The sequence below is a fragment of the Embleya sp. NBC_00888 genome (genome assembly GCF_045207655.1).
Classification (GTDB): Bacteria; Actinomycetota; Actinomycetes; order Streptomycetales; family Streptomycetaceae; genus Embleya.
On sequence record NZ_CP108784.1, the window covers coordinates 471926 to 489257 of the forward strand.

The following is a 17332-nucleotide window of genomic DNA, read 5'->3' on the forward strand; positions in this document are numbered from 1 at the left end:
AGGTGCCCGCGTGGTTCGGACCGGGGGCCGCCGGAGCAGGACCGTGGTGACACGGCACCTCGCCGGCGGCCTACCGGTGTTGGCCGACCCCGCCTTCCTGTTGGTGGCGTGGGACCGAGTCCGGGGAAACAAGGGTGCCCGCACGGCCGGAGTGGACGGGAAGACCGCACGCTCCATCGAGGCCGGGCAGGGAGTCGAGATGTTTCTCGGCAGGCTGCGCACTCAGATGAGAGATCGCAGCTTCCGACCGGTTCCCGTCCGTGAGCGGATGATTCCCAAGGCGAACGGCAAGCTTCGTCGTCTTGGGATTCCGACCGTGGCGGACCGGGTGGTCCAGGCGTCCTTGAAACTGGTGCTGGAGCCGGTGTTCGAAGCGGATTTCCTCCCGTGTTCCTATGGGTTCCGCCCGAACCGCCGGGCTCATGACGCGATCGCCGAGACTCGCTATCTCGCCAGCCACGGATATGAGTGGGTGGTGGAGGGCGACATCACGGCGTGCTTCGACGAGATCTCGCACCCGGCTCTCATGGAACGGGTGGGGAATCGAATCGGGGACAAGCGGGTGCTGTCTTTGGTGAAGGCGTTCTTGAAGTCTGGGATCTTGTCCCGGGACGGAGCCTTCACGGACACACGCACTGGAACCCCGCAGGGCGGGATCCTGTCGCCGCTGCTGGCCAACATCGCGCTCTCGGTCCTGGACGAGCACATCGCCCAGGCCCCCGGAGGACCTGACAGCACCTCCGAGGATCGGCGCAGGAGACGGCGTCGGGGATTGTCCAACTACCGGCTGGTCCGGTATGCGGATGACTTCCTCATGCTCGTCTTCGGGCGCCGTGAGCATGCCGAGGAATTACGCGATGAGGTCGCGGAGGCGTTGAAGCCAATGGGCCTTCGCCTGTCGGTGGAAAAGACAAGGATCACGCACATTGACGAGGGCCTGGATTTTCTCGGATGGCGCATCCAGCGTCACCGTAAGCTGGGCACTGACCGGCAGTACATCTACACCTATCCCGCACGGAGATCAGTGCGTTCCGCGACGGGCAAGGTGAAAGAATTGACCGGACGGCAGAACGTCGGCTTGTCGCTGGAGTCCTTACTCCACCGGCTGAATTCGGTGTTGCGAGGATGGTGCGCGTACTTCCGCCCCGGAGTGTCGAACGTCGCTTTCTGTTACCTCAGTCACTATACGTGGATGAGGGTGACACGATGGATCCGACGCAAGCATCCCGGGATCACTTGGAAGCAGCTCCGCCGACGCTATTACGGCGGTGGCTGGTGGCCTGCCACGGAGGAAGCGGAACTGTTTAACCCGGCAAAGGTAAGCACGACCAGATACCGATACCGGGGAACACTCATTCCGGCCCCGTGGTCCACTACGGCATGAGGAACTGAACACCCCGAAACGGGATTTGTGGAGAGCCCGGTGCCCGGAGACGGGCACGCCGGGTTCGGGAGGCGGCTCGGGGAAACCCTCTGGTGGAAACACCAGCAGGGCGCCCTGAGTCGACCTCACCGACGGCCCGGTTTCGCTTGAGGCGGTTGATACCGCACTCGACCGCGTGGCGTGCCTTGTAGTCCTCGCGGTCGAACGCGGGCGGTCGACCGCCCTTGTGGCCGCGTTTGCGGCGCCCCCTCGTGCACGACCCAACAATTGCATCGGGCTTCGTCGAGGAAGAACATCCCGGGCTCTCGAAGCGCTTCGGTCGGGGCCGGGCGCCGGCCTGTGGCCGGTGCGTGGGTGCCATGGACGACAGATCGCACACGGTGACCAGAGCAGCCCGCAGCGTTCGCGGCGATCGGCCGGGCGGGTCCTGGGCCAGACGCCTGGTTCGGATGTGGTGGTCCTGCCGTCGCAGGTGACGTTCCACCGATCGGTGAGAATTCCGGACGGTTCGGCGGGACTTCGCGAACCGCCGGCGCGGGCCGTCACAGCTCCTGCGTGGCGTTCCCGCTTGCGGTGGTGCCGCAGTCGGGTGAGCGGTCCGGGTCGACGGCACCGGGTCGTATGCCAGGGCCGTTCCGCTCTGCGGCGTTCGGCCGGTCGGCCACCGTGTCGCATCCCGCGACATCGACGACTTACGGAGAGGGTTCGCCGGCCGCGGGTGTTGTTCCGGGCTTCCTGCCCATGCGCAGCAACAGCAGATCCTGCCGTGACGTCCGCTCACCGGGTGCTCCCCCCGGCGCGGCGAAGAATCGGTGCGTCGAGTCGACGTCGGTGGGACCCTCGGCCAGACCGGCGTAGATGCCGTCGATGTGGTCGCCGATCCACACGACCATGTCGGCGTCCAACTCGTCGTCGGCGCCTACCGCTCGGGCGAGATCCCACGTGTGGATCGTGCTGTCGGCGATCCGGACGGCAAGCGCCTGAGGGGCGCCCATCCGCCCCAGGGGATAGTCCAGCCGACATCCCGCGACCCCGGGCCGCGCGAAGGCCTCGGCGCACTCCTGAGCGGAGCGGACGTAGGCGCCCACCGGATCCGCGCCCAACGCGTCGACATCACGCAGCCGCATGAATTCCTCGGCGGTGCCGCCCTGGAGCAGGCGTATGTAGTTGAGATTCCCCCTGGTCATGTGATTCACCAACGCGCGCACGTCCCACTCCGTGCAGGGAGTCGGCCACGCCCACTGCGCGGAACGTACCGTACTCAACCTCCGTTCGAAATCCCGGCTGGAGCGAACGAACCGATCGACGAGTGCCTCCATGGAACCGATCACGACACAAAGCCTGGCACGCGCCGGTGGCCCTGGCCGGCGGCTATCGGTCACCGCGTTCGGCCGAGTCCCGACAGGTCCTCACGCGGTGACCTGCCACGAAGAGACCCCGAACACCTCGGCGACGAAGCGCGTTGTGCGTACGGCGGGCGCCACGGCGATGAAGCGCGGTCTGCACGTGCGGCTCGCCATCCCGGATCATCGCCGAGCATCTCGACGACAGCGTCGACGCGCGTGGGGTCGCCGTCCGCCCCGCGCCCGAGCCCCCGGCTCACTCCCGAAGTCGCCGGCGGCCACAACCGCCCTGGTCCGGTAAGGGCATGCGGCATTCCGCCCGAGGAGGGCGGCACAAACGACACGGCACCGGCCCCGCACCCGACGCCGGATCACCGCGGTTGCCTGGTGCCCGCAACGAACCCAACGAACATGCCGAGGCAACACCTCGAGAACCGCCGCGGGTTGTTCCCGATCGTCTGCGATGGCTGGGCGACCCGCAGGATCGAGGCCGCGCTGGTGCGGGCCGGTCACCACCCACAGTGGTGCTCCGCAGTCGATGCGTGCGACGGTCGGCCCGATGACTGTCACGTCGTCGCGGCCCGGCCTGCTCCGGCGGACGCGCTGATCGCCCGGCACGCGTACCGACCCCACCCGGATCCCGCGCAGGGGTCACACTGTGCCGGCTGCGTCCGGTGGGGGTGTACCTTCGGGCGCAGCCGGCGAGGTGCTCGAAGCGGCGAACGGGGGAAGTGGCATGCCTGGATCGGCCGTCTACTTTTTCGGGCTCGGTGGCTTGGCGTTCCTGCTGAGCGTGATCGATATTCCTTGGCTGTACCGAAGGTTCGCCGGCCCGGGTGACGGCGCGGCGGCCGCGCCACGCTGGGGGAAGTCGTTCGGAAAGGGTCAGGTCGGCGGAATCCTGACCGCGCTGTGCGGTTTCGGGATGGGCCTATTGATGGTGAACCTGCACGATCGGTCGACGTGGGATCGGGACTCCGTCCGATCGGCGGCGGACAAGTTCGCGGCGGAGCTGTCGAGTGGGTCGGTGCTGGAAGGGTTCGCCGGGTCGATCGACTACAACACACTTGTGGGGACCAGACTCGATTCGCCGAACGGTTCGCGGCCGGCTTTGCGGATCGAAGGTGTCTCGGGGACGACGGTGGCCGCGCGGTTCACGATCGCGACGGACAACGGGCGCTACGCGGTGTGTCTGACCGTGGAGAACGGTGGACGCGATCCCGCGGATGTCCCGATACAAATACCCAACGCGCCGGAGGGTCGGACCTCGCACCACGACCTCATCCACGCACGGGTCGACAACGGACCTTGCCGGGCAACCTGACCGCTGCTGTGGCGAAGCATCTCGGCGGTGGGTTGGTTGGGTTGGTGGCGCGTCGGATTCGTCCGCCGGTTGAGAATCCGGCGGGTTCGGTGGTGGTTTCGGGTTGTGGCTATGGGGATTTCGCGGGGGGTGGGCCTGGAACCGACCCATGGCACAGAGCCGCGCGGTGAATTCCGGCGCGGAGGGTGGGGCGAGCCGTGGTGTCGACGATGCTGTGGGCGACCGGATGCCGGGTGGTATCTCCCAGTTCTCGGGGGTGGGAACGGCGAAGGTGCCGTCGGGTGTGGCGGTGAAGGTGAAGGCGGCCCGGCGGCCGGTTCCGTGGTCGTAGAAGGCGGTGATGTCGCCGCGCCCGTCGCCGTTGGTGTCGCCGGCGAGAGGACGGCAGCTCGCCCAAGCCGTTCTCGTGGTGCGTCCACAACACCATCGTCAACGCCGCCCGCGGCAACGAATTCCACTTCGTCGGCAGCACCGACACCACCCTCGTCGACTGTCAGGCACGCATCGACTGCGCCATGCTGTGAGTTGGGGTAACACGATGGATCGGCTCCTGGCTGCGGATGCCGGCGCGCGGCACGCTGGCAGGTGCGCCGGGCGGGGGTCGCCCGCGCGGCGCCCGTCGGCCACGACGGTACGGGGTGTCGACGACGACGAGAGGTGCCATCGAAAATGACCGTGACGTGGGGAATCACGCTGCCGTTGCCCGAGTTGCCGCTCCGCGGACATCGCGCACTGGTCGCCGGATTGTCCGAACTGGGATGGACCGACGTGTGGACGGGCGAAGGTGGCGGCGCGGACGCGTTCACTCCGCTCGCCGCGGCCGGGGCCTGGGCGCCGGAACTGCGCCTGGGTACCGGGATCGTGCCCGTGCAGACGCGGGGTCCGGCCGTACTCGCGCAGACGGCCGCGACACTTGCCGAGTTGACGGGCAGCCAGGTCCTGCTCGGCATCGGCTCGTCGGTGCCCGCGCATGTCACCGCCATCAACGGGCTGGCCCACGGCCGCCCGTACGCCCACGTGCGCGACATGCTGCGATTTCTCTCCCGCGTGCTGGCGGGCGAAATGGTGCGGGAGCGGTACGAGACCTTGGAAGTCGACGGATTCGGCCTCGCGCGCGTGCCTGTCGTACGTCCCAAGGTCGTCGTCGGCGCCCTGCGGCCGGGCATGTTGCGCCTCGCGTTCAGCGAGGGGGACGGTGCGATCACCAACGTGTTGTCGGCGGCGGACGTGCCTCGGATCGTGGCGGCCGTCGGCCCGCAGCCGGTCGGCAAGGAACTGGTCGTCAAGGTGTTCGTCTGCCCGACCGACGACGCCCGGTACGCGCGGGCTCGCGGACGGGAGTTCCTGGGCTGGATCCTCAACCAACCGCCCTACCGAGCATTTCACGACTGGTTGGGACGCGGGCCGGACCTGGCCGCCGCGCACCGTCGATGGGACGAGGGGGATCGGCGGGGCGCGGGCGCGGCGCTGCCCGACCATGTCGTCGACGCCCTGTGGGTGCACGGCAGCCCCGAGGAGTGCCGGGCCCGGCTGTCGACCTTCGTTCGGCCCGGTGTCACCGGGCTGCTCGTCTACCTCGCGCCCACACCGGAGACGACGCGTGATCCGGCGGCGCTGACCGCTGTCCTGCGCGCGCTCTCGCCCGGGGCTTGAGGCGAAGGCGCGCCGGGGCGCGGTGCGGGGCCGAAGGCTCAGCCGGCCGCGGCACCCGCGCGCAATCGCGCGATCAGTTCGCGGTGCAGCGCTCGATCCTCCTCGCTCTCCAGGGGCGTCGAGACCTGGAGGATGTCGATGCCCAGGTGGTGGAAGCGCAGCGCCGCGGCGGCGGCCGACTCGGGCGTGCCCACGAACGCGGCGTCGAGGTTGGCCCGCACCCGCACGGCCACGTCGTCCGGATCGGCGACACCACCGGTCGCCTCGCGGTCGCGCAGGACCTGCACCGACCCGGCGAACGCCTCCGGCCCCTCGCGTTCGGCGTGGGCACGGGCCCGAGCGACGATGTCCTCGGCCCGGGCTCGCGCCTGCTGCTCGGAGGCGGCCAACACGTACGTGCCGTGCCGCCAGAACCGCAACTCCCGGCCGTGCGACGCGGCTTCGGCGCGGGCCCGGGCGACCAGGGTCGCGGTCTCCTGGTAGGGGCGGATCGCGAGCCCGTAGACGTCCGCGTACCTGCCGGCAAGTGCCACGCCGTCGTGTGACGAGCCGCCGAAGGACAGTTCGGGCCGCGGGCGTCGCACGGCGCGCAGGCCCGACCAGGCTTCGCGGACCCGGTAGAACTCACCGTCGAAGTCGAAGGGTTCGCGCGCGGACAGCGTGCGGGTGAAGACGGCGAGGTATTCGTCGGCTCGTCGATAGCGCTCGGCCTTCGGCAGGAAATCACCGTCTCGCCGCAGGTCCGCATCGCTCGAGCCGATGATCACGTGGACGCCGGCTCGACCGGCCGAGAGACGATCCAGGGTGGCCAGTGCGCGGGCGGCGGCAGTGGGGGCGGTGGTCCCCACCCGGTGCGCCACCGTGACGTGCAGTCGCCGGGTCGCGGCCAGCGCCCATCCGGCGACCAGCCACGGGTCGGGCCAGGTCGCGGACTGGGTGACGAGGACACTGTCCAGGCCGGCCTCCTCGGCCTCGCGCGCGGTGCGCACGACGTGCTCCGGGTCGGCGTCGCGGGCGGGCGGGTCGGCGACGAAGCGCAGGGCCGCGCGTTCGTGCGGGGTCGTGCCCGGTACGGGCGCCGCACGGACACCTCCGCGCAGGTGCAGCGTCATTTCGTGTCCTTCGTGTGATGGGTTTGCAGGTGGCGGCCCAGCACGGTGATCGACATCACCGTCGCGGCGATGGCGGCGCCCGGGAACACCGAGGTCCACCAGGCGATCTGGAGGAAATCCTGGCCGGAGGCCAGCATCGCCCCCCATTCGGAGGCGGGTGGTCGGGGTCCGAGGCCGAGGAAGCTCAGGGCGGCCCCGGAGACGATGGCGGTGCCCGTACCGATGGTGGCCAGGACCAGTACCGGGCCGATCGCGTTGGGCAGGACGTGGCGCAGCAGCAGGGCCGGGCGGGACACGCCCGAGCCGACCGCCGCCTCGACGTAGTCGGCACGCCGTACGATCCGCGCGCGTGATCGGGTCATCCGGGCGTATCCGGGCACCCCGGCGACGGCGATCGCCAGCAGGACGTTGCCGGTTCCCGGACCGACGATGGTGACCACGAGCAGGGCGACCAGCATCTCGGGGAGGGCCAGGAGGGTGTCGAGCGCGCGCATGAGTACGGCGTCGCCGACTCGCCCGCCGAACGCGGCGGCGAGACCGAGCAGGACGCCGGCGGTCGTGGCCGCGAGCGTGGCGCCCACGCCGACGCTCAACGACGCGCGGGCGCCGTGCACCACACGCGAGAACACGTCGCGGCCGAGTTGATCGGTGCCGAACCAGTGCGCGCCGCCGGGTGGTTGCAGGGCCGACACCGGATCGGTGGCGTCCGGCGACCGGGTGGCGATGAGATCGGGCATGAGCGCGGCCACGACGAACAGGCCCAGGACCAAGGCGGCGAGGGTCGGCCCGAGACGCGGGCGCACGTCCCGCGACGGTTGCGGGATCGCCCGCAGGCGCGCGAAGATCGGCCGCAGGACGGCGAATCCCGCCCGGATGAACGTCGACACCGGTCGTAGGAAAGCGAACACGGTCCTCACTCCTCCCGCAGCCGGGGATCCAGTGCCACGCACAACACGTCCACGGTGGTGTTGACCACCACGAACACGCCGGCGACCAGCAGCATCACGGCGGTGATCACGGGTACGTCGCGGCTGAGCGCCGCGTCCAGCATCACGCGTCCCAGGCCGGGGCGGCCGAAGACGGTCTCGGTGAGTACCGCACCGCCGAACAGGCTGCCGACGACCCATCCGGCAAGCGTGAGGAAGGGGCCCGCGGTGACCCGAAGCGCCTGGCACAGCACCCGGATCCGACCCGCTCCGCGAGCCCGGAGAGCGGTCACGAACGGTTCGTTCAGGGTCTCTTCGAGGCCGTCGCGCAGGACCTGCGCGAGCACCCCGGCAATCGGCAGAGCCAATGTCGCCGCGGGCAGGACCAGTGCCATCAGCCCCTGATCGCCGGCCACGGGGAAGATGTGATGGCGAAAGGACAGGAACGTCAACGCGACCAGGCCGAGCCAGAACGAGGGGACGGACACCGCGACCAGTTCCAGCCCCGACGCGATGCCGCGGGCGACGCGCCCACGACCGGCGGTGGCCGTCGCGGTGAGCAGCGCGACGACCACCGCCGCCGCGGTCGCCGCCGCGGCCAGTTGCGCGGTCGGCCCGATCTGATCGGACAGCACCCGCCGGACGGGAAGTTGCAACCGGAACGAGCGGCCGAGGTCGCCGGTGACCAGTCGGCTCAGCCACGTCAGGTATTGCTCCAACGGCGAGCGGTCCAACCCGTATTCGCGACGGATGCGATCACGCAGGTCGGCGTCGGCGACGGCGCCCGGTCCCAGGATCGCGTCCACCGGGTCGCCGGGCAGCAGTTGGACGGTCACGAAGGCCAGCGTGGCGGCGGCCCACATCACCCCCACGATGCCGGGGATCCTTCGGGCGAGGAAGCGGGTCGGCCCGGCCAGGCGTGCCGCGGCGCGGAGCGGGCCGCCGGGCCGAGGGGGCCGGCGGGTGGGGGTCAACGCCGCTCCACCCACGCGTCCAGGAACAGCGGCCACGCGTTCGCGTCGAGCCGGAGCCCGTGGACGCCGCGGCGGGCGGCGATGTCCTTCGACAGGACCGCCGTGGGCAGGACGAGGCCCTCGCGGGCCAGCTTTTGTTGGACCTGGGCGTACAGCCCCTTGCGCGTCTCGAGGTCCGAGGCCGTCGAGGCCCGGGTGAGCCATTCGTCGATCTGCGGGTCGCGCAGGCGCGTCGCGTTGGCCCCGCCGTCGGTGAACTGGTTGTCGGAGGCGAACAGCACGCGCAGCAGGTCGGGTTCGGCGCCACCCCATGCGAAGCCCACCATGTGGTATTCGCCCCGGTTGCGCTTGGGTGTGTATTCGGCGTTGTGCAGGGGCACCAGGCGCAGTTCGATGCCGACCTTCTTCAGGTCGGCCTGGAGGGCGGTGTCCAGGCTGGTGCGGTCGGCGCTGGTGTATTCGGGCTGGAAGAGCAGATCGACCGCGAACCGTCGGCCGTCCTTGGTGCGGAAGCCGGCCGAGTCCCGGGCCGACCACCCCGCCTCGTCCAACAGCCGATCGGCGGTCGCCCGGTCGTACGCGGGGGCGTTGGAGGTCGCCGGGTCGTAGCCCGGGGTGGAGGGGCTGAGCACGCTGAAGGCCTGCTTGTACTGGTTGAAGTACACCGCCTTGACGATGTGTTCGAGGTCCACGGCGGCGCGCACGGCCAGCCGGGTTCGGCTGTCGTCGAAGGGCGGCGACGAGGTGTTGAAGAACCACGTGTAGCCGACGCCCGGCGCGTCCTTGCGCAGGAGTTGGACGGTGCGATCGGCGCCGAGGGCTTGGAGGTTGGCGGCGGGGATCTTCTCCGCGACGTCGACCTGTCCGGAGGTGACCGCACCCACCCGGACCGCGTCCTGCGGCAGGAAGCGCACGACGAGCTTGTCCAGGTAGGCGGGTCCGGTGTGCGCGGCGTCCGCCGGTCCCCACGCGTACGCCTGGTTGCGGGCGAAGACCGCCTGCTGCCCCTTGGTGTACGAGGTGAAGGTGAACGGGCCGCTGCCCACCTGGCCGGTTCCGCCCGCGCACAGTTGGTCGCCCGCGCCGCCGGCGAACGTGGCGGGCGAGCGCAGGCCCAGGTAGGTCGTGGAGATCCCGTGCAGGAACGGCGCGTACGGCTCCCGCAGTCGGACCACCGCGGTGCGCGCGTCGACCACGTCGGTCCCCGCGTAGGGCCCGAGGAGTTGGCGTGCGTACAGCGACTTGGTCTCCGGGGCCGCGATCCGGTCGAGGTTGGCCTTCACCGCGGTCGCGTCGAGCGGCGACCCGTCGCTGAACAGCACGTTCTCCCGCAGTGTGAAGGTGTACGACAGACTGTCGGGTGAGACCTTCCACTCGCTCGCCAGCCACGGTTTGAAGGTGCCGTCGGACGTCTCGGAGACGAGCGAGTCGAAGACGTTGCGCATCAGCACGGCGGTGATGTCGGCCATGCTCACGTGCGGATCGAAGCAGTCGGGCTCGATGCTCGCGGCATAGGTCAGGGTGCCGCCCCGCGTCGGCGGGCCGGAGGCGTCGTTCGCGGCGGATCCGCCCGAAGACGCGTCGGCCGAGCAGGCGGCCGTACCCAACGCCAGCAGGAACGAGGCCGCCACCGCGAGCACACGGCGCCGGCGGGCGGGTCGGGGCGATCGGAGGAGCCCGGGAAGGGGACCGGAGCGCGAGCGGGTTCGGACGAAGGGCGGGAACTGGGTGGGCGGCATGGCGTGGTTCCGTTCGGAAGGTCCCGGAAGGTCTCGGGAGGTCTCGGGAGGAAAGGCGGGGACGGCCGGACCCGGCGCGGGGCGACCCGATCCCCGAAGGTGGGTCGACGACAACGTGCGGGCGGTGTCGCGCGGGATGTCGTCGGCAGCCGGCCGGCCGAGTGGGCCGGGATGTCGGCGGCGTCAGACCGCCGGGTGGGTCGAGCGTCGACAACCGGCGCTGCATACGCGCAGGAGGTCGATGTGCCGCCGGGCGTGGAAGGGCACCGCGACACGCGCGCCGCACAGGGCGCTCCGGCGTGTCGGGTGCATCGACGTCTCCTCGCGGCATCAATCGAGTCGACCGGCCGCATCCGGCGGCCTGCCGGGTCTCGACGGGTCTCGGCGCAGAGCCTGTGGCATCACCGGGACCACAGCCAGGGGCCGGTTTATGGTGTTACCCCCACTCACAGCCTCGCGCGAGGAGCCCGCGCCGCGAGATCGCGTGCCGAGTGGGGGCGGCGAACGGCGGAACAACCGGCTGCCGCGTCCGGTTTCCCGCCCAACGACAAGGAAGCGGTGCCCGATGACAACCCTGGAGCCGAATGCGGCCCCGAATCCCGGACGTCGCGAGTTGGGTGCCTTCCTGCGCGCGCACCGGGCGCAGATCCGGCCCGAGGACGTGGGGCTTCCCGCCGGCACCCGGCGGCGGACGCCCGGACTGCGCCGCGAGGAGGTGGCGGTGCTCTCCGGCGTGGGCCTGACCTGGTACGTCTGGCTGGAGCAAGGACGCGTGGACGCCTCGCGACAGGTCCTGGACGCGTTGGCGCGCACCCTGGGCCTGGACGCGGACGGGTACCGGCACCTGCTCGAACTCGCGGGCCTGCATGCCGGGGAGCCCGACGAGACGCTCTCGACGGATCGGATCTCGGTGCTGCGTCCGCTGCTGGACGCGTTCGCGGGGGCGCCGACGCTGCTGATGGACCAACGTATGGACGTGCTGGCCTGGAACGCCGCGTATCCGCGGTACTGGCCCGATCCCGCGGAGGTGCCGGTCGAGCGCCGCAACCTGATGTGGCTGACCGTGGCGCACCCGCCGACCAGAGCCGCGCTGGAGGACTGGGAGCCGTACGCGCGCGCGGTGTTGGCCCAGTTCCGAGAGCGCGTGGGTCGCCGGCCGGGGGACGCCCGGGTGCGCGAGGTGCTGGACCTGCTGCGGGGGGACGTCCCGGAGTTGGACGCGTGGTGGGAGTGCCGCGGGGTCGCCTCGCTCACGGCCCGCGAGGTCGGGGTGCGCGGGTCGTGGGGCCGGGCGCGGTTCGCGGTGCGGGCGATGCGGCCGGCGGACGCTCCCGAGGCGCTGATCCTCACCTTCCTTCCGACAACGGACGATGCGGCGATGTGCGCATAGTGCACATGTGTGCGCTCTGGTAACGTGCCGGTCAGTGGGCGAGCGGCATGCGGCCGCCATCGTCGGATCGACGCGTCCCACTTCGGCGATCGCGGCGGAACGGCACGCCCCGCCGTGCGCCGGCCATCGACGAGACGATCGGGACCGCCATGTCCGACACGCATTCCCCCAACAGCGCGCCTGCGGGCTCCGTCGCGAGACTCGACCCCGCGCCCACTCTGGTGCTCGTCCACGGTGCCTGGCATGGGAAGGCGGGGTGGGACCCGCTGCTGCCGTACCTGGCCGAGGCCGGCGTTCCGGTCGCCGTCGTGCAGTTGCCCGGCGTGGGACGCGCGCCCGGCGGGCACGACCTGGCCGGCCACGTCCGCTTCCTGCGGTCCGAACTGGCGGCCTTGCCGGGGCCGTTGGTGGTGTGCGCGCATTCCTACGGTGGCGCCGTGCTCACCGAGGCCGCAGCCGACTCGAGCAACGTGGTCGGTCTGATCTACCTCGCCGCGTTCCAACTCGATGTGGGCGAGTCGTGCGCCGACGTCAACACCCCCGCCCCCGAGTCGGAGCGGCAGGGCCTGCGGGCGGTCGTCGACGGCGACTACCTGCGGGTGCCGCCGTCCGCCGCGCCGGGGATGTTCTACGGCGACTGCTCCGCGGCGCGGATCCGCACGGCGCTCGCCGAGTTGACGCCCGAGCACGTGCGCACGGTCACCGTGCCGGTGGGCGCGGCGGCCTGGCGGCGGATTCCGTCCACGTACATCGTCTGCGCCCGGGACGCGGCCATCTCGCCCGAGGCGCAGCGCGCGCTGGCCCGCCGGGCCGGGCGGGTGCACACCCTCGACAGCGCGCACTCGCCGATGTTGAGCGTTCCGGGCGAGTTGGCCGCGCTGCTGGTCGACGAGGTGCGACGCTTCGACCGGGCGAGCTGAAACGCCGTGGCCGACGCGCGTGGGCGGCCGTCCGGTCGCCTGCTTCGGCGTCCTATGCTGAGGGCTCCGCCGCGTGACCGCACGCGAACGCGGACCACAGCGGCCCGGTGGGGCCCGGGAACAGGGGAGTGTGGAGTCGGTGGCGCGTATCGACGACGCGGACGGTACGGAACGCGAAGGCAAGGACGCCAAGCGTCCGGCCTACTTCGTCCAGTCGCTCGAACGCGGTCTGTCGATCATCAAGGCCTTCGACGAGAGCCGGCCGAACCTGACCTCGACCGAGGTCGCGAAGATCACCGGCCTCGATCGGGCCGCGGCACGGCGTTTCCTGCTCACGTTGGTCGACTTGGGCTACGTGGTCACCGACGGCCGGCTCTACGCGCTCCGACCGCGCGTCCTCGAACTCGGCTACGCCTATCTCTCCAGCCTGAGCCTGCCCGACGTGGCGCTCCCGCACATGGAGCAACTCGTCGCCGAGGTCCACGAGAGTTGCTCGCTCGGTGTGCTCGACGGCGACGAGGTGGTCTTCGTCGCGCGGGTGCCGACCAAGCGACTGATGAGCGTTCCGATCATGGTGGGAAGCCGGTTCCCGGCCTACGCCACCTCGATGGGCCGGATCCTGCTCGCCGGACTGGACGGCGACGCCTTCGAGGACTATCTCGCCCGGGTGACCCTGGAGCCGTTCACCCGGCGCACGGTGACCGACCCGGCGAAACTGCGTTCGCTCGTCGAGCGGACCAGGGCCCAGGGCTGGGGAATAGTCGACCAGGAACTCGACGACGGCTCCCGCTCGGTGGCCGTGCCCATCCACGACGCCTCGGGCCGGGTCGTCGCCGCACTCAACGTGTCCATGTTCGCGGGGCGGGGCACCACGCAGTCCATGCGTGACTTCCTGCCCGCGATCAACAACACCGCCAGGCAGATCGAAGCAGACCTGCGCCCGAGCGCTCGCGGTCAGGACATCGGACTGATCGGGTAGCCGGACCGGGCGGGGTCGGACAGGACCCACGATGACGATCACCGCCCACTACGCCGACCTCGACGCGGCCCGACTCTTCTATCGCCGCAGCGGATCCGCGGACCGCCTGCTCGTGCTGTTGCACGGCTGGCCGCAGACCGGCCACTGCTGGCGCCACCTCATGGGCCCGCTCGCCGAGCGCTACACGGTGGTGGCCCCCGATCTGCGCGGCTACGGGCGCTCGACCGCCGCAGCCGGAGCCTTCGACAAGCGCGACACCGCGGCCGATCTCGCGGGGCTCGTCGAGCACTTGGGCTTCGCTTCGGCATCCGTGGTCGGGCACGACCGCGGCGCCCGGGTCGCGCACCGATGGGCGCTGGACCGCCCACGGGACGTCGACCACCTCGCACTCCTGGACGTGCTGCCCACGCGCGAGGTGATGAACTCCTTCGACCGGCACTCGACCGCCGCGATGTGGCACTGGTTCTTCCACCTCCAACCCGACCTGCCGGAACTGTTGATCGCCGGCAACGTCGAGGCGTACCTGCGGTTCTTCTTCGAGCGGCAGTCGTTTCTGCCGGACGCGATCGACGCGCCGGCCGTGGCCGAGTACGTGCGCGCGTTCGAGAACCCCGCCGTCCTGCGCGCGTCCCTGGAGGACTACCGCGCGGGTTTCGGTGCCGACCTCGCCGCCGACGAGCACGATCACGACGCCGGACGGGTGGTCACCTCTCCCCTGCTGGTCCTGTGGGGCGCGCAGGGCGGCCTCGGCGACCGTCCCGTACCCGAGATCTGGACCCGCTACGCCGAACGTGTGACCGGCGCGCCCATCGAGCGGTGCAAGCACTTCCTGCCCGAGGAGCAGCCGGAAGCGGTGGCCCGGCACCTGCGCGCCTTCATGCCCGGCTGGGACTGATCCGCAGGCCCGGGCTCGCCGGGCAGATGGCGACATCCGAGCGCCGGTACGCCCCGCGGGGGCTTGCCGGCGCTCTCTCGTCGCGTTTACTATGCGCACATGTGTGCGCAGAGCGCACAATAGAACGGAGTCAGCCGATGCGGACCGGACCATCCCTCACCCTTTGCGCGATGACCCTGCGCGGCGCCACGCTGCGCGAGCGCGTCGACGCCGCCGCCCAGGCCGGCTTCGACGCGATCGGACTCACCCTCGACCACTACCGAGCGGCCCGCCGCGAGGGCACCGACGACGCGGCGATCCGTGGCCTGTTGGCCGAGCGCGGGCTGCGCATCGCCGAGGTCGAGACGCCGTGGGACTGGGCCGCGGACCCCGCCGACGCACAGGCCGCGGCCGACGGCGAGTTGCTGTTCCACGTACTCGACGCCTTCGACTGCCGCCGGTTCAACGCCGTGCAGTTCACGGCGCACCCCAGGTCTTCGCTGGTCGGGGCCTTCTCGGCAATGTGCCGCCGCGCCGCCGACCACGGGGTGACCGTGGCCCTGGAGTTCATGCCGTTCAGCCGACTGCCGGCCCTGGCCGACGCGCTGGACGTCCTGGACGCGGCGGCGGAACCCAACGCCGGTGTCCTGTTGGACGTGTGGCACTTCCACCGCACCGGCGGCACTCCCGAGGAGCTCGACCGGCTTCCCGTCGACCGTGTCGTCGCCGTCCAACTCAACGACGCGGGACCGGACACCGGTCGGGACCCGCGCGAGGAGGCACGGCACCTGCGACGGCTGCCGGGCGACGGCGAGATTCCCCTCATCGAACTGTTGACCGTACTGCGCCGCAACGGCTCGCGCGCGCCGTTGTCGGTCGAGGTGTGGTCGGACGCCCTTGAAGCACTCGCGCCGGCCACCGCCGCCGCGCACGCGTTCGAGGCCACCAGGCGGGTCCTGGACCTGGTGCCGTGACCGGACCGAACGACGCGCGCCGCGACAACCGTGCGACGGCAGCGCCCACACCCGACGAACACGAACGGGAGCGGATCATGTCCATACGGGACCGGCAGGAAATCAGAGAACTCGTCGAGAACTGGGCGGTATGGCGAGACGCCGGAGACTGGGACCGGTTCGCCGATGTGTGGCACCCGGACGGCGTCATGCAGGCGACCTGGTTCCAGGGCGGATGGGCCGAGTTCGCCGAGGTCAGCAGGGCGGGTTTCGAGCGCGGCGTACGCATCACGCACTTCCTCGGCGGCAGTTCCGTCGAGCAGGTCGGCGATCGCGCGATCGCGCAGACCAAGATGACCATCACCCAGCGCGCCGACGTCGAGGGCGTCCCGTGCGACGTGGTCTGCACGGGACGCTTCTACGACTTCCTGGAACGGCGCGACGGACGATGGGGCCTGGTCCTGCGTCAGCCCGTCTACGAACGCGACCGCCTGGACCCCGTCGACCCGGGCAGGCGGCCCGCGCTGGACCGCGAGCGGCTGGACGCGCTCCCGGAGGGCTACCGCCACCTGGCCTATCTCCAGGAGGGTTTGGGCTACACGGTCAAGCCGGACATGCCGCAGTCGACCGGCCCCGCGCTCTCGGCGTTGTACGAGCGCGGACGGGCGTGGCTGGACGACGCGGCCTCGCGGGAGGTGCGCGATGTCTGACTCGGTGACGTCCGACTTCGAGCACGAACAGGCCCGCGGTCGCGTCGTCTTCGCGGCCGGCGGCCTGGCCCGCGTAGCCGATGAGGCGGAACGGCTCGGCGGCGAGCGGGTCCTGGTGATCGGCGACCGGCGCAGCACGGGCCACGTCGACGTCGTGGCCGGCACGCTCGCGGGGCGGGCCGCGGCCCGCTTCGACCGCGCCGTCGCCCACGTGCCGTACGACCTGGTCCGGGAGGCCGTGACGGTGGCCGAGCGCACCGCTGCCGACCTGCTGATCAGCGTGGGCGGTGGCTCGGCCACCGGCCTGGCGAAGGCGGTCGCGCTGCGGACCAAGATCCCGATCCTGGCCGTGCCCACCACCTACGCGGGCAGCGAGATGACGCCGGTGTGGGGCATCACGCGCGATCGCCACAAGCAGACCGGTCGCGACCGGTCGGTCCAACCCGTGTGCGTGGTGTACGACCCCGACCTCACGGTCGGACTGCCCGCCGCGCTGTCCGCGGCGAGCGGCATGAACGCGCTGGCCCACCTGGTGGAGGCCGCCTACGCCCCCCGGGTGTCCCCGATCGTCTCCGTGATCGCGGCGGAGGGCGTCCGGATCCTGGCCGACGCGCTGCCACGCGTGGTCCGCCGACCCGCCGATCCGGCCGCGCGCGCCGACGCCCTGCGCGGCGCCTGGTTCGGCGGCATGGCGCCGGCCGCTGCTGCCATGGGTGTGCATCACCGTGTCTGTCACGTGCTCGGCGGTGCGCACGACCTTCCGCACGCGGCTACCCACGCCGCGATCCTGCCGTACGCGGTCGCCTTCAACCGGGCGGCGGCACGGAGGGAACTCGCGCCGATCGCCGCCGCGCTGGGCACCGACGACGTGCCGACCGGCCTTTGGGACCTGGCCCGCGCGCTCGACCTGCCGACCGGCCTGCCGGGCCCCGCGCCGACCGAAGCCGATCTGGACCGGGCCGCAGTGCTGGTCGCCGCGCACGGCGCGACCGGCCCACGCCCGGTCGACGCGGCCGGCGCGCGCGAGATCCTGCGCGCCGCCGTCGAGGGC

Annotated in this window: 15 protein-coding genes and 2 pseudogenes; 10 read left to right on the plus strand and 7 right to left on the minus strand. The window is 71.2% G+C overall.

The features are described from left to right. Positions 1 to 43 precede the first annotated feature (43 nt). On the plus strand, positions 44 to 1384 hold the full coding sequence (gene ltrA / locus OG948_RS02095; RefSeq protein ID WP_406292930.1) for a group II intron reverse transcriptase/maturase: 1341 nt from the start codon (positions 44 to 46) through the stop codon (positions 1382 to 1384). Between the two features lie 130 nt (positions 1385 to 1514). Here the strand turns inward: ltrA and OG948_RS02100 are convergent. After that, positions 1515 to 1628 (minus strand): annotated as a pseudogene (locus tag OG948_RS02100) (IS5/IS1182 family transposase); the annotation flags it as partial. A 448-nt stretch (positions 1629 to 2076) separates the two neighbouring features. Beyond that, entirely contained in the window at positions 2077 to 2703 is a 627-nt protein-coding gene (locus tag OG948_RS02105; protein WP_406300164.1) for a TIGR03086 family metal-binding protein, read from the minus strand. Positions 2704 to 3463: 760 nt separating this feature from the next. Here OG948_RS02105 and OG948_RS02110 point away from each other — a divergent pair. Continuing rightward, a complete protein-coding gene (locus tag OG948_RS02110) occupies positions 3464 to 4051 on the plus strand; it encodes a hypothetical protein (RefSeq protein ID WP_406293315.1) in 588 nt (195 codons plus the stop codon). A gap of 669 nt (positions 4052 to 4720) precedes the next feature. Continuing rightward, entirely contained in the window at positions 4721 to 5704 is a 984-nt protein-coding gene (locus OG948_RS02115; RefSeq protein ID WP_406293317.1) for an LLM class F420-dependent oxidoreductase, read from the plus strand. Between the two features lie 38 nt (positions 5705 to 5742). On the opposite strand, the gene OG948_RS02120 is transcribed toward OG948_RS02115, so the two are convergent. The 5 genes from OG948_RS02120 to OG948_RS02140 all read right to left on the minus strand — a co-directional run bounded on the left by OG948_RS02120 (position 5743) and on the right by OG948_RS02140 (position 10767). Next, positions 5743 to 6816: an LLM class flavin-dependent oxidoreductase gene (locus tag OG948_RS02120; protein ID WP_406293319.1), complete on the minus strand. Its 1074-nt coding sequence runs from the start codon at positions 6814 to 6816 to the stop codon at positions 5743 to 5745. Continuing rightward, positions 6813 to 7703, minus strand: coding sequence for an ABC transporter permease (locus tag OG948_RS02125; RefSeq protein WP_406293322.1), 891 nt, complete (start codon positions 7701 to 7703; stop codon positions 6813 to 6815). Before OG948_RS02125 ends, OG948_RS02120 begins: the two co-directional genes overlap by 4 nt. Before the next feature lie 26 nt (positions 7704 to 7729). Then, positions 7730 to 8716 (minus strand): ABC transporter permease, encoded by a 987-nt coding sequence (locus OG948_RS02130; protein WP_406293325.1) that lies wholly within the window; start codon positions 8714 to 8716, stop codon positions 7730 to 7732. After that, positions 8713 to 10347, minus strand: coding sequence for an ABC transporter substrate-binding protein (locus OG948_RS02135; RefSeq protein WP_406293328.1), 1635 nt, complete (start codon positions 10345 to 10347; stop codon positions 8713 to 8715). The genes OG948_RS02130 and OG948_RS02135 overlap by 4 nt, the downstream gene beginning before the upstream one ends. Positions 10348 to 10638: 291 nt before the next feature. Then, complete coding sequence (locus OG948_RS02140; RefSeq protein ID WP_406293330.1) at positions 10639 to 10767, minus strand: hypothetical protein; 129 nt, start codon at positions 10765 to 10767, stop codon at positions 10639 to 10641. A gap of 253 nt (positions 10768 to 11020) precedes the next feature. On the opposite strand from OG948_RS02140, the gene OG948_RS02145 reads away from it, so the two are divergent. The 7 genes and pseudogenes from OG948_RS02145 to OG948_RS02175 all read left to right on the plus strand — a co-directional run. Continuing rightward, complete coding sequence (locus OG948_RS02145) at positions 11021 to 11845, plus strand: helix-turn-helix domain-containing protein (protein ID WP_406293333.1); 825 nt, start codon at positions 11021 to 11023, stop codon at positions 11843 to 11845. Positions 11846 to 11994: 149 nt separating this feature from the next. After that, on the plus strand, positions 11995 to 12765 hold the full coding sequence (locus tag OG948_RS02150) for an alpha/beta fold hydrolase (RefSeq protein ID WP_406293334.1): 771 nt from the start codon (positions 11995 to 11997) through the stop codon (positions 12763 to 12765). Positions 12766 to 12904: 139 nt separating this feature from the next. Next, positions 12905 to 13744 carry an IclR family transcriptional regulator C-terminal domain-containing protein gene (locus OG948_RS02155; protein WP_406293336.1) on the plus strand — a complete coding sequence of 280 codons (840 nt, stop codon included), beginning with the start codon at positions 12905 to 12907 and terminating at the stop codon, positions 13742 to 13744. 31 nt (positions 13745 to 13775) lie between these two features. Continuing rightward, positions 13776 to 14639 carry an alpha/beta fold hydrolase gene (locus OG948_RS02160; protein ID WP_406293337.1) on the plus strand — a complete coding sequence of 288 codons (864 nt, stop codon included), beginning with the start codon at positions 13776 to 13778 and terminating at the stop codon, positions 14637 to 14639. Positions 14640 to 14809: 170 nt separating this feature from the next. Then, a complete protein-coding gene (locus OG948_RS02165) occupies positions 14810 to 15592 on the plus strand; it encodes a sugar phosphate isomerase/epimerase family protein (protein WP_406293339.1) in 783 nt (260 codons plus the stop codon). A 77-nt stretch (positions 15593 to 15669) separates the two neighbouring features. Beyond that, a complete protein-coding gene (locus tag OG948_RS02170; protein WP_406293341.1) occupies positions 15670 to 16281 on the plus strand; it encodes a nuclear transport factor 2 family protein in 612 nt (203 codons plus the stop codon). Beyond that, positions 16274 to 17278 (plus strand): annotated as a pseudogene (locus OG948_RS02175) (maleylacetate reductase); the annotation flags it as partial. The gene OG948_RS02170 and the pseudogene OG948_RS02175, both read left to right, overlap by 8 nt. Between the last annotated feature and the right edge of the window lie 54 nt (positions 17279 to 17332).

Bases quoted from the DNA above. Each gene is read 5' to 3' on its own strand.
- OG948_RS02145 (WP_406293333.1), top strand. From the start codon at position 11,021: ATGACAACCCTGGAGCCGAATGCGGCCCCGAATCCCGGACGTCGCGAG.
- OG948_RS02110 (WP_406293315.1), top strand. From the start codon at position 3,464: ATGCCTGGATCGGCCGTCTACTTTTTCGGGCTCGGTGGCTTGGCGTTC.
- OG948_RS02165 (WP_406293339.1), top strand. From the start codon at position 14,810: ATGACCCTGCGCGGCGCCACGCTGCGCGAGCGCGTCGACGCCGCCGCC.
- OG948_RS02105 (WP_406300164.1), bottom strand. From the start codon at position 2,703: ATGGAGGCACTCGTCGATCGGTTCGTTCGCTCCAGCCGGGATTTCGAA.
- OG948_RS02160 (WP_406293337.1), top strand. From the start codon at position 13,776: ATGACGATCACCGCCCACTACGCCGACCTCGACGCGGCCCGACTCTTC.
- OG948_RS02170 (WP_406293341.1), top strand. From the start codon at position 15,670: ATGTCCATACGGGACCGGCAGGAAATCAGAGAACTCGTCGAGAACTGG.
- OG948_RS02120 (WP_406293319.1), bottom strand. From the start codon at position 6,816: ATGACGCTGCACCTGCGCGGAGGTGTCCGTGCGGCGCCCGTACCGGGC.
- OG948_RS02115 (WP_406293317.1), top strand. From the start codon at position 4,721: ATGACCGTGACGTGGGGAATCACGCTGCCGTTGCCCGAGTTGCCGCTC.
- OG948_RS02150 (WP_406293334.1), top strand. From the start codon at position 11,995: ATGTCCGACACGCATTCCCCCAACAGCGCGCCTGCGGGCTCCGTCGCG.
- OG948_RS02140 (WP_406293330.1), bottom strand. From the start codon at position 10,767: ATGCACCCGACACGCCGGAGCGCCCTGTGCGGCGCGCGTGTCGCGGTG.